Genomic DNA, 12,353 nt, shown 5'->3' on the forward strand with positions numbered 1-12,353 from the left:
GATTATAACGAATAATGTTTAGGCCGTCTGAAACCGCAAACGGAAAGTATTTCAGACGGCCTTGTCTTTGATGGTGCGAATCTTATTTTTCCAACCAAATCAGGCTGACCATGCGGCCGGTTTGTCCGTCGCGGCGATAGGAGAAGAAAGTATTGCGCTCCAAGACGGTACAATGGGTGCCGCCATAAATCATGCTCACGCCTTCGCGGTGCAGAACCATGCGTGCCAAAGCGTAAATGTCGGCAAGGTATTTGCCGCCGCCGATGTCTTCAAACGCATCGACAGCTTCCAGCATAGGTGTGCAAAACGCATCAAATACATCTTGCCCCACCTCAAACGCATCAGGGCCGATGGCAGGCGCGAGATAGGCCATGATTTCCAACGGCTCGACATTCATTGCCGCAATGGTATTTTGCAAAACGCCGCCGGCCAAACCGCGCCAACCTGCATGAGCCGCCGCAACGACTGTACCTGCTTTGTCGCAAAACAAGACGGGCAGGCAATCGGCAGTCATTGAAGCGCAGGCGACCGTACCCGTCGTATCAACCGAGGCATCGGCGTCGGGCGTATTACCTAACGCTTCGGCGGCATTTACAACAATGCTGCTGTGGATTTGATTGAGGTAGGCAACGGGCAGGCCGACTTGTTCCTGTACGATTTCACGGTTGCGGAGCACGGCTTCCAGATTGTCGCCGACGTGCGAACCGACATTCAGGCTGCGGTACACGCCTTCGCTGACACCGCCGTTGCGCGTGGTAATAAGCGTTTTGACATTGGCAGGGGCAGGCCAGTCGGCAGTTAAAAAGTTCTTGCCTTGCGGGGCGAGGTTTAGGGTATCTGTGATGGTTTTCATAATTTTTGAATCGCTGAAATATTGGAACGGATTGATTTCAGACGGCCTGAAATAATGTTTTAGGCCGTCTGAAAAATGGGTTTAATCCTTTACATAAACGACTTCGACATCGTAGTCGTCTTCATTCCAATCGTCGTCATCGTCCATGCCGAATTTCTCTTGCCATTCTTCCTCATTACTCAAAGATGAATCCAAACCGGCTTCCAGACGCAGGACGGAAAGCAGGTGGTACATATCGTCAGGCATAGGCGCTTCAAAGGAAACGGTTTCGCCGGTTTTCGGGTGTACAAAGCTCAAGCGGTAAGCATGCAGGGCTTGGCGCGCGCCGAGGGCTTTGATGGCTTCTTTAACTGCGTCGCTGCATGGATGGCGCAGATTGCCGTAAACAGGATCGGCGGCCAGCGGATGATTGGCTTCGCGCATATGGACGCGGATTTGGTGTGTGCGGCCGGTTTCGAGCGAGCATTCAATGTAGCTGTGTGCCAGATAACGTTCCAACACTTTGACGTGCGTAATGGCAGGTTTGCCGCCAAATTTGACGACTGCCATTTTCAGGCGGTTGTGCGGATCGCGGCCGATTTGGGTTTCGATTTTGCCGTCGAAAGGAACAATGCCGTTGGCGACTGCGCGGTAAATGCGTTTGACTGTGCGCTCTTGAAGCTGTTGAACCAGTGAGTTTTGCGCCGGCAAGGTCTTGGCGACCACCATCAGGCCGCTGGTTTCTTTGTCCAAACGGTGTACGATGCCCGCACGCGGCACTTGGCTTAATTCGGAACAGTGCGCCAACAGGCCGTTGAGCAGGGTGCCGCTCCAGTTGCCTGCGGCAGGATGGACGACCAATCCGGCCGGTTTGTTGATGACGATGACGGTATCGTCTTCATAAATGATGTCCAAATCCATCGGTTCTGGCGTGAACGCGAGGTTTTCTTCGCTCGGACGTACCGTAACGGCAATCAATTCACCGCCTATCATTTTGTCTTTGGGTTGCGCGGGCTTATCGTTTACAATGACCGCACCCTCTTTAATCCACGAACTCAGGCGGCTGCGCGAGTAGTCGGGCATGAGTTTGGCCAATACGGCATCCAGCCTTCCGCCCGCCATTTCGAGCGGAACGGTCAAATTAACACAACTTTCTGTTTCAGGGGATGACGGAAAGTCTAAATCATCGCTATAATCGGCTTCGTTATCAAAGGAAGTATTCTGCATGAAAAAAATTCTTTTAGTAGTTTCTTTAGGTTTGGCACTGAGTGCCTGCGCAAATAAAGGCACAATCGATAAAGACGCCCAAATTACTCAAGATTGGAGTGTGGAAAAGCTTTATGCCGAAGCGCAAGACGAATTGAACAGCAACAATTATACGCGAGCTGTCAAGTTATACGAAATTTTAGAATCCCGTTTTCCAAACGGCCGCTATGCCCAGCAGTCCCAGTTGGATACGGCGTATGCCTATTATAAAGACGATGAGCCGGAAAAAGCCTTGGCTGCCATTGCGCGCTTCCAACGCCATCATCCGCAACATCCGAATATGGACTACGCGCTGTACTTGAAAGGTTTGGTCCTGTTTAACGAAGACCAGTCTTTCTTGAACAAGCTGGCTTCCCAAGACTGGTCCGACCGTGACCCGAAAGCCAACCGCGATGCTTATCAGGCGTTTGCCGAGTTGGTGCAACGTTATCCAAACAGCAAATACGCTGCCGATGCAACCGAGCGTATGGCCAAGCTGGTGGACGCTTTGGGCGGTAACGAGATATCTGTGGCGCGTTATTACATGAAACGCGGTGCTTATGTCGCAGCGGCCAACCGTGCGCAAAAAATCGTCAGCCGTTACCAAAATACCCGTTACGTTGAAGAAGCTTTGGCGATGATGGAATTGGCGTACAAAAAACTGGACAAGCCGCAACTGGCTGCCGATACACGCCGTGTTTTGGAAACCAACTTCCCGCAAAGCCCGTTCTTGCAACACGAATGGCGATCTGACGATATGCCTTGGTGGCGTTACTGGCGTTAAGCGTCGGGTTGTTCAGGCATGAATAAGGCCGTCTGAAAATGATGCAGCTATGCATTTGGTTTTCAGACGGCCTTTGTTTTTAATGTTTTTTTACGTTCTCTGTAAACAGGGTGCAAAATTCGTTTTAATATGGTAAAGTCTGATTTTAATAACTCGACGGTTTGAAGCCGTTACTCAGGGGCTGTTTAAATTTAAAATCAGTTTTGTTGAAGCAGCATCGGATTTGCCGTTGATGCGTTCAGGAAAATTTCAGTCGTCAGGCTGATTTGGTTTTAAATTTAATCAGCCCTTTATGTTTACAAAAAAACAGAGGTAGATTCTCATGAAGTCTTGGCAGCTTCCTGAACACGTTGCCGACGTGTTACCGACCAATGCCCGACAACTGGAAAGCGCCCGTGAGCGGCTGTTGGCTTTGTTCCGCGTGCATGGTTATGAATTGGTGCAACCGCCATTGATGGAATACAGTCATTCCTTATTGACGCATATCGATGCCGGTTTGTCTTTGAAAACCATTTTGGTCGTCGATCAGCTCAGCGGCCGTCAGCTTGGTATCCGCGCGGATATTACGCCTCAGGTGGCGCGTATTGATGCCCACTTGCTTTCCGCCAATCAAGGCATCAACCGTTTATGCTATGCCGGTTCGGTGCTTCATGCGCGGCCTGACGGATTGCTCAATATGCGCGAGCCTTTGCAGGCGGGTGCGGAAATGTACGGCTTGGAAGGCATTGAAGCGGATATTGAATTGATCGATTTGATGCTGAAAAGTATGAAAATCGCCGACATGGGCGAAGTTTTGCTTTCATTGGGACATATCGGTGTATTCCGCGCTTTGGCCAATGCTGCGCATTTGGATGAGCAGCAATCGGCAATCCTGCTGTCATCGATGCAGGACAAAGATGCCGAGGCTGTCAGCCAGTTGGTCAAAGAGTGGAAACTCGATGGCATGTGGGCAAAAGCGTTTTCATTGTTGCCCCGACTGTACGGCGGTCGTGAAGTGCTGACTTTGGCTAGAGAGAAATTACCGGAATTGTCCGCAGTCAGTGCGGCTTTGGATGAATTGCAGGCAGTATGCGATGCGTTCCCAAATCAAAAAGTGCATATCGATTTGTCGGAACTGCGCGTTGACAATTACCATACCGGTTTGCTTTACGCGGCTTATGGTTCAAACCGTCATGATGCTGTGGCACGCGGCGGCCGTTATGACGGATTGGGCGGATACTTCGGACGCGCGCGTCCTGCAGCCGGATTCAGTTTTGATTTGCGCAGCTTTATCGGCCGCCTTCCAGCTATCGGACGGGAGTCCGTGGTGGCTGTTGATGTAAAAGACATGCCTGCGGCTCAAGAAGCGGTAGATGCTTTGCGCGAACAAGGACAATGTGTCGTTATCGATTACGGTATCGGCTATAACGGTTCGGAAGAGGTTACAGGCGGTCTGAAACAGGTAGACGGCGTTTGGAAAGTAATCGCTTTGAACGATTGAGTTTTATTTTGAAATTTTGTATCTGAAATAAGGTTAGATGGCTATGGCTAAAAATGTTGTCGTAATCGGTGCCCAATGGGGTGATGAAGGCAAAGGTAAGATTGTTGACTGGCTGGCGGAAGAAACCAGCGGTGTAGTACGTTTCCAAGGCGGCCACAATGCCGGCCATACTTTGGTCGTCGGTGGCAAAAAAACCATTTTGCGCCTGATTCCAAGCGGCATTTTGCATGAGACTTTGGACTGCTTCATCGGCTCAGGTGTTGTCGTTTCTCCTGAAGCATTGTTGGGCGAAATCGACGAATTGAACGCTGCCGGTGTGAAAAACGTTGAAGGCCGTCTGAAAATTGCGCCAACCTGCCCATTGATTCTGCCTTACCACATTGCGCTTGACCAAGCTCGCGAAGCTTCCCGCGGTAAAAGCAAAATCGGTACAACCGGTCGCGGCATCGGCCCAGCCTATGAAGATAAAGTTGCCCGTCGCGCGATTCGCGTGGTGGACTTGTTGCACCCTGAAAAACTGGTTGAAAAACTGGAAGCCGTTTTGGTTTATTACAATGTTCAGTTGCAACACCTGCACAATGCCGAGCCGGTCAAAATTGAAGATGTGATGGCGGTTATTGAAAAAGTTGCACCGCGCATTACACCGATGATTACTGATGTTTCCCGTGTTTTGAACGAGAAAAACCGCAAAGGCGAAAGCCTGTTGTTTGAAGGCGCGCAAGGTACGTTGTTGGATATCGACTACGGTACTTATCCGTTTGTAACTTCCTCCAACTGCTTGGCAGGTGCCGCTTCTGCGGGTGCAGGCGTAGGTCCGCAAATGCTGGATTACGTTTTGGGTATTGTTAAAGCCTATACTACCCGCGTGGGTTCCGGCCCATTCCCGACTGAATTGTTTGACGAAGTGGGCGCAGGCTTGGCTGAGCGCGGTCATGAATTCGGTTCCGTAACCGGTCGTGCGCGTCGTTGTGGCTGGTTTGACGCGGCTGCTCTGAAACGCTCTATTCAAGTTAACGGCATTTCCGGCATGTGCATTACCAAGCTGGACGTGATGGACGGTATTGAGAACATCAATATTTGCGTAGGTTATGAATTGCCTGATGGCAGCAAAACCGACATTCTGCCTTGCGGCTCCGATGCGGTAGAAACCTGCAAACCGATTTACGAAACCATACCGGGTTGGAGCGAGTCGACTTTCGGCGTGAAAGAGTACGACAAGCTGCCTGAAAACGCTAAAGCTTATCTGAAACGTATTGAAGAAGTGTGCGGTGCGCCTGTGGCTATTGTTTCAACCGGTCCTGACCGTGAGGAAACCATCGTTTTGCATCATCCGTTTGCTTAATGATTAAGTGAATAAAAGGCCGTCTGAATGTTTCAGACGGCCTTTTATATGAAATGCAATAAAAATTCAGCCCTGAAGGATGTCTGTCTTCAGGGCTGAATTTTGTATTCTACGCCGTTTTTAAACGCGAATGTTTGGAAACCGAGATGTAGTGCCAAGTAACAATTATTCTCATTGATGTAAGTCAAGAAAAGGCTAGTCTGTAATTTTATTTCAAGAAAATCCCTGTGAATGGAAGGGTATTAGTGCTATCCTTTCAGAAAATTTACGGTCTATATTTTCAATAAAATTAGGAGCTTGATATGTCAAATGATGTTCAGCAACGTCCAGCCGCTTGGGAAGGTTTTACTGGCGGTAACTGGGAAACCAACGTAGATGTTCGCGATTTTATTCAGAAAAACTACACGCCTTATGAAGGCGATGCTTCTTTCTTGGCACCTGCAACCGAAGCCACAACCAAACTGTGGGCGGACGTATTGGAAGGCATTAAAGTAGAAAACCGTACGCACGAGCCGTACAAAATCGACGCGCAAATCATATCCGGTATTACCAGCCACGCTCCAGGCTACATCAACAAAGATTTGGAAACCATCGTCGGCCTGCAAACAGACGAGCCTTTGAAACGCTCCATCATGCCGTTTGGCGGTTTGAAAATGGTGCAAGACGCGTGTAAAGTGTACAACGTTGAGCTGAACCCTGAAGTCAGCGAAATTTTCACCAAATACCGTAAAACCCATAACCAAGGCGTGTTTGACGTTTACACTCCCGACATCCGCCGTTGCCGCAAATCAGGCGTGATTACCGGTCTGCCGGATGCTTATGGCCGTGGCCGTATTATCGGTGACTACCGTCGTGTTGCATTGTACGGTATCGACTTCTTGATGAAAGACAAACTCAACCAGTTCAACTCACTGCAAGCCGATTTGGAAAACGGTGTGGACTTGGAAGAAGTGATCCGCCGCCGCGAAGAAATCAATGACCAATATAAAGCATTGAGCCAAATGAAAGAAATGGCGGCTTCTTACGGCTACGATATTTCCGGCCCTGCGAAAAATGCACAAGAAGCCATCCAATGGACTTACTTTGCCTACCTCGCTGCCGTTAAATCTCAAAATGGTGCAGCGATGTCTTTCGGCCGTGTATCTTCATTCTTGGACATCTACATCGAACGCGACCTGAAAAACGGTGTGATTACCGAAACCCAAGCGCAAGAATTCATTGACCACTTGGTGATGAAACTGCGTATGGTTCGTTTCCTGCGTACTCCGGAATACGATCAACTCTTCTCCGGCGACCCGATTTGGGCAACCGAATCTATCGGCGGTATGGGCTTGGACGGCCGTACCTTGGTAACACGCACCAACTTCCGTGTGTTGCACACCTTGTACAACATGGGCCCGTCTCCTGAGCCAAACATCACCGTGTTGTGGTCTGAACAACTGCCGCAAGGCTTTAAAGAGTTTTGCGCCAAAGTATCCATCGACACTTCGTCTATCCAATACGAAAACGACGACTTGATGCGTCCTGACTTCAATAGCGATGATTACGCTATTGCCTGCTGCGTCAGCCCGATGATTGTCGGCAAACAAATGCAGTTCTTCGGCGCCCGTGCGAATTTGGCAAAAACCTTGCTGTACGCAATCAACGGCGGTGTGGACGAAAAATCTAAAGACCAAGTCGGCCCGAAAACCGAACCGATTTTGGACGAAGTTTTGGATTACGATACCGTATTCACACGCATGGACCAATTCATGGATTGGTTGGCAACCCAATACGTTACCGCGTTGAACATCATTCACTACATGCACGACAAATACAGCTACGAAGCTGCATTGATGGCATTGCATGACCGTGATGTGATTCGTACGATGGCGTGTGGTATTGCCGGTCTGTCTGTGGCTGCCGACTCTCTGTCTGCCATTAAATACGCCAAAGTAAAACCGGTTCGTGACGAAAACGGCATTGCCGTTGACTTTGAAATCGAAGGCGAATACCCACAATTTGGTAACAACGACGACCGCGTTGACGATATCGCCTGCGATTTGGTTGAACGCTTCATGAAAAAAGTGGCAACCCACAAAACTTACCGCAACGCCACTCCGACTCAGTCCGTACTGACCATTACCTCCAACGTTGTTTACGGTAAGAAAACCGGTAATACTCCAGACGGCCGCCGTGCAGGCGCTCCGTTTGGTCCGGGGGCAAACCCAATGCACGGCCGTGACGTCAACGGTGCAGTCGCTTCATTGACTTCCGTAGCCAAACTGCCATTTGAGTTTGCCAAAGACGGTATTTCCTATACCTTCTCCATTATTCCTGGCGCGTTGGGTAAAGACGAGCATTCTCGCGAACGCAACCTTGCCGGTTTGATGGACGGTTATTTCCACCATGAAGACGGTATTTTGGAAGGCGGCCAACACTTGAACGTCAACGTATTGAATCGCGAGACTTTGGAAGATGCAATGCACAATCCGGAGAAATATCCGCAGTTGACCATTCGTGTGTCCGGTTATGCGGTTCGCTTCAACTCGCTGACCCGCGAGCAACAGCTTGACGTGATTACCCGTACATTCACAGAAACCATGTAATCCGGGTGGAGAAACAAACCGGAAGCTAAATTTGCATTTGGTTTGTTTTGAAACAAAGCTCCGAGGCCGTCTGAAATGTTCAGACGGCCTTTATTATCGTACAATCCATATAAGCAAAAACATTTTTGAGCCGAACACTATGTCCACGACTTTTGCCATTACCCCAGAGCCGGAACTGAAAGACCTTGGCCACCGCCACTACAACGGCAAAGGCATTATTCATTCGATTGAATCTTGCGGTGCTGTCGATGGTCCGGGTTTGCGCTACGTGCTTTTTTTGCAAGGTTGCCTGATGCGCTGCCTGTATTGCCATAATCGCGACACATGGGATCTTCATACCGAGCAGGCGCAGGAATTGGATGTGGCAACCGTGATGAAGCAGGTCATGACCTATCGTCATTATCTGCGTGCAACAGGCGGAGGCGTAACGGCAACAGGCGGCGAGCCATTATTGCAATATGAGTTTGTACGCGATTGGTTTACGGCCTGTCGGGAACATGATATCCATACCTGTCTCGACAGCAATGGCTATGCGCTGCACTATGATTCGATTTTGGATGATTTACTCGATCATACCAATTTGGTCATGCTCGACTTAAAACAAATCGATCCTGAAATTCATAAAGTGCTTGTCGGTATCCCAAATACCAAAACGCTGAAATTCGCGCGCTATCTTGCCGAACGCAATCAGCCGACGCGGGTACGTTATGTGGTTGTTCCAGGCTACACCGATGATGAGCGTTCGGCGCATTTATTGGGCGAGTTTATCGGTGATATGGATAATGTCGAAATGGTCGAGCTTTTGCCGTATCACGAATTGGGCGCGCATAAATGGGCTTTGTGCGGTGACGAATACAAATTAAAAGGCGTACATCCGCCGCCTAAAGAAACCATTTTGAAAATCAAAGAAATATTAGAGAGCTACGGAAAAAACATTATTTATTAAAACAGAAAAAGGCCGTCTGAAACGAAATAATCAGTTTCAGACGGCCTTTTCATGATTGAAAAAGACTTAAGCGTTCAATGCGGCCAAAACCTTGGCGACAACTTCTGATATCGCAACGGCTTGAGCCTGATTGTCACGGCGTTCAGCATATTCGACATTGCCTTCTTTCAAAGCACGATCGCCGATTACGATGCGGTGAGGAATACCCAACAGCTCGGAGTCATTCAGCAATACGCCCGCACGTTCGTCGCGGTCATCCAGCAAAACATCCGCACCGGCAGCCAAAAGCTCGGCATAGATTTTGTCGGCGGCTTCGCGTACGGCTTCAGATTTTTTGTAGTTCATCGGCACAATAACGACTTCAAACGGTGCCATTGCTTTGGTCCAAACAATGCCTTTTTCGTCGTTGTTTTGCTCGATGGCAGCAGCCACAACGCGGGTAATACCGATACCGTAGCAGCCCATTTCCATGATTTGGGATTTGCCGTTATTGTCCAAGAAGCTGACATTCATGGCTTGGGTATATTTGTTGCGCAATTGGAAAACGTGACCGACTTCAATACCGCGCGCCAGTTTCAGACGGCCTTGTTCATCAGGGCTGATGTCGCCTTCGATGACATTGCGCAAATCGACAAATTCAGGCTCGGCAGCATCGCGGCCGAAGTTGAAGCCGGTATAGTGGTAGTCGTCTTCATTCGCGCCAATCACCCAGTCTGCGCCTTTTTCGGTGGCGAAATCGGCATAGACTTTACCTTTGAAGTTGACAGGGCCGAGAGAGCCGCCGTTTGCGCCGAACTGTTCAACAATTGCGGCAGGGCTCGCCATGGTTAGTGGCGATTTCACGCCGGCCAGTTTTTCTGCCTTGATGTCGTTAAATTCATGGTCGCCACGCAACAGCAACAGGACGAGTTCGCCTTCGTTTTCGCCTTCAACCACAATGGATTTGAGGGTTTGTTCAACCGGAATATTCAGGAATTCAACCAAAGACTCAATGGTTTTGACGTTTGGCGTATGTACTTTGGTCAACTCGGCCTGAGCAGCTGCACGTTCGCCTTTAAGCGGCAAAGTTGGTGCCAACTCGATATTGGCGGCGTAATCGGAAGTGTCGCTATATGCAATAACGTCTTCGCCGCTTTCAGCCAATACTTGGAATTCGTGAGAGCCGGTACCGCCGATGCTGCCGGTATCCGCAGCAACAGGACGAAATTCCAAACCCAAACGGGCAAAGATACGGCAGTAAGCGTCATACATATCTTGATAGGTCGTCTGAAGCGAGGCATAGTCGGCATGGAAGGAATAAGCATCTTTCATGACGAACTCGCGCGCACGCATCACACCGAAGCGTGGGCGCACTTCATCGCGGAATTTGGTTTGGATGTGGTAAAAGTTTTTCGGCAGTTGTTTGTAGCTGTTGACTTCTTTGCGCACGATGTCGGCAATGACTTCTTCACAAGTCGGACCCATGCAGAAATCACGGTCATGACGGTCTTTCAGGCGCAGCAGTTCTTTACCGTAAAACTCCCAGCGGCCGGATTCCTGCCACAGTTCGGCAGGTTGTACCACCGGCATCAGCAGCTCCACGCTACCCGCGCGGGCCATTTCTTCGCGCACGATATTTTCAACTTTGCGCAATACGCGCAGACCCATCGGCATCCAAGTATAAAGACCGGATGCGTTGGCTTTGATCAAACCGGCACGAATCATCAGCTTGTGGCTGGCAAGTGCGGCTTCGGCAGGGGCTTCTTTAAGGGTAGAAATGAAGAACTGGGAGGCTTTCATGGCGTATTTTTCTTTCTTAAAAATAAGTGCGTATTGTAACGCAAAATGTATGGTCGCGCGTCTTTTGAATGGCGTCTGATGAAATTGGCCGTTGTTTCACGGAGCTTTTGATTCGGGGCGATTTTTAGGGATGTCAACCCTAATTTATGCACAAAACTGCATAACCTTGTTTTACCTATAAATTTTCACTGTATGATTATAGCGAAATCTTATAAATATAACTATTTGATTTTATTATATTTTATTTGATTAAATTTTAGTCAATTTAAGACTTGGTTTGTTCCTAAAGAAAATTTTACGATTACCCAAAGCTTATCAACAGATTTATCCACAGAGATTGTGTATAGATTTTAAATGCTGTCGGCGTAATGATTTCGCATGATTGGCAAGCCTTATTTATAGCAGATTTGGTTGCCTTAAAAGGTGGGGCAACAACACGATGGGCAGGTCTTGCGCTAACATTCTGCTTATTGTTGTTTCCTTACAAGGGATAAAATGAAAAATTCAGAATTGCATTTGCTGGAACGCAGAAAGATGTTTAACGGGCATCAGGAACGGTACCGCCACTTTTCTCAAACCTGCCAAACGGATATGGTGTTTGACGTTTATCTGCCACCACAAGTCTTAAAAGGCTATCCCGCTCCTGTTTTATATTTTCTTTCCGGCTTAAATAGTGATGGTTCTGAATTGGTTCGGCAAAGCGGAATCCAGCGTTTTGCGGCGCAATGGAATATTATCGTGGTTTTTCCGGATACCTCGCCACGTGGTCAGCATGTTGCCGACAGTGAGGAACATTATCTTGGACAGGGGGCCGGATTTTATGTTAACGCAACTGAAGCACCTTGGGTGCAGCATTACCAAATGGAAAGCTATATCAGCCAAGAATTGCCTGATTTGATTGAGCATAATTTCCCGGTAACGAAAGAGCGCAGCATTGCAGGTTTCAGCATGGGCGGGCATGGCGCGCTGCATTTGGCTTTGAACTATCCCGGTCGATATGCCGCGGTTTCCGCTTTTGCGCCTTTATGTCATCCTATCGATACGGAAGGCGGCAGGCAGGCGTTTTCAGCTTATTTGGGTCAAAACGTGGAAACATGGAAACGCTATGACAGTACCGAGCTGCTTCAGACGGCCTTGCATAAATTGCCTGTTTTGATTGATGTCGGCAGTGAAGATGCTTTGTATCCTGAAGTCCTGCAACCGGAAGGGTTTGTCCGCTCAGCACGCGAAAAAGGTTTCAATATCCAATATAAAGTACGCCCGGGCTATGGGCATGACTATTTCTTTATTGCCAGCTTTATCGATTCACATATTGAGTTTCACGCTCAGGCATTAGGGCTTTAAGCAGTATTGAATA

The 12,353-nt window shown here is 48.8% G+C and carries 9 protein-coding genes; 6 read left to right on the top strand and 3 right to left on the bottom strand.

Annotation, left to right across the window (positions count from 1 at the left end; genetic code table 11):
• Positions 1-82: 82 nt before the first annotated feature.
• Together pgeF and rluD are read right to left on the bottom strand one after the other, a co-directional pair.
• Positions 83-853 (bottom strand): peptidoglycan editing factor PgeF, encoded by a 771-nt coding sequence (gene pgeF / locus FAH67_RS03295; protein WP_003680808.1) that lies wholly within the window; start codon positions 851-853, stop codon positions 83-85.
• An 81-nt stretch (positions 854-934) separates the two neighbouring features.
• On the bottom strand, positions 935-2,059 hold the full coding sequence (gene rluD / locus FAH67_RS03300; protein WP_003680806.1) for a 23S rRNA pseudouridine(1911/1915/1917) synthase RluD: 1,125 nt from the start codon (positions 2,057-2,059) through the stop codon (positions 935-937).
• Between rluD and FAH67_RS03305 the strand changes: the two genes are divergently transcribed.
• The 5 genes from FAH67_RS03305 to pflA all read left to right on the top strand — a co-directional run bounded on the left by FAH67_RS03305 (position 2,058) and on the right by pflA (position 9,217).
• Positions 2,058-2,861, top strand: a complete 804-nt coding sequence (locus FAH67_RS03305; protein WP_003680807.1) for an outer membrane protein assembly factor BamD — start codon at positions 2,058-2,060, stop codon at positions 2,859-2,861. The genes rluD and FAH67_RS03305 overlap by 2 nt on opposite strands.
• A gap of 322 nt (positions 2,862-3,183) precedes the next feature.
• Positions 3,184-4,341 carry an ATP phosphoribosyltransferase regulatory subunit gene (locus tag FAH67_RS03310; RefSeq protein ID WP_003680805.1) on the top strand — a complete coding sequence of 386 codons (1,158 nt, stop codon included), beginning with the start codon at positions 3,184-3,186 and terminating at the stop codon, positions 4,339-4,341.
• 43 nt (positions 4,342-4,384) lie between these two features.
• Positions 4,385-5,683, top strand: a complete 1,299-nt coding sequence (locus FAH67_RS03315) for an adenylosuccinate synthase (protein WP_039864038.1) — start codon at positions 4,385-4,387, stop codon at positions 5,681-5,683.
• A 302-nt stretch (positions 5,684-5,985) separates the two neighbouring features.
• Positions 5,986-8,271 carry a formate C-acetyltransferase gene (gene pflB, locus FAH67_RS03320; RefSeq protein ID WP_003680803.1) on the top strand — a complete coding sequence of 762 codons (2,286 nt, stop codon included), beginning with the start codon at positions 5,986-5,988 and terminating at the stop codon, positions 8,269-8,271.
• Positions 8,272-8,410: 139 nt separating this feature from the next.
• Positions 8,411-9,217, top strand: a complete 807-nt coding sequence (gene pflA, locus FAH67_RS03325) for a pyruvate formate lyase 1-activating protein (protein WP_039864035.1) — start codon at positions 8,411-8,413, stop codon at positions 9,215-9,217.
• Between the two features lie 66 nt (positions 9,218-9,283).
• Here the strand turns inward: pflA and FAH67_RS03330 are convergent, their stop codons facing one another.
• Positions 9,284-10,996: a proline--tRNA ligase gene (locus tag FAH67_RS03330; protein WP_003680797.1), complete on the bottom strand. Its 1,713-nt coding sequence runs from the start codon at positions 10,994-10,996 to the stop codon at positions 9,284-9,286.
• Between the two features lie 495 nt (positions 10,997-11,491).
• On the opposite strand from FAH67_RS03330, the gene fghA reads away from it, so the two are divergent.
• The gene (gene fghA, locus FAH67_RS03335; protein ID WP_003680795.1) at positions 11,492-12,340 is read left to right on the top strand and encodes an S-formylglutathione hydrolase; all 849 of its coding nucleotides are present in this window, start codon (positions 11,492-11,494) and stop codon (positions 12,338-12,340) included.
• Positions 12,341-12,353 lie beyond the last annotated feature (13 nt).

The organism is Neisseria flavescens, assembly GCF_005221285.1.
Classification (GTDB): domain Bacteria; phylum Pseudomonadota; class Gammaproteobacteria; order Burkholderiales; family Neisseriaceae; genus Neisseria; species Neisseria flavescens.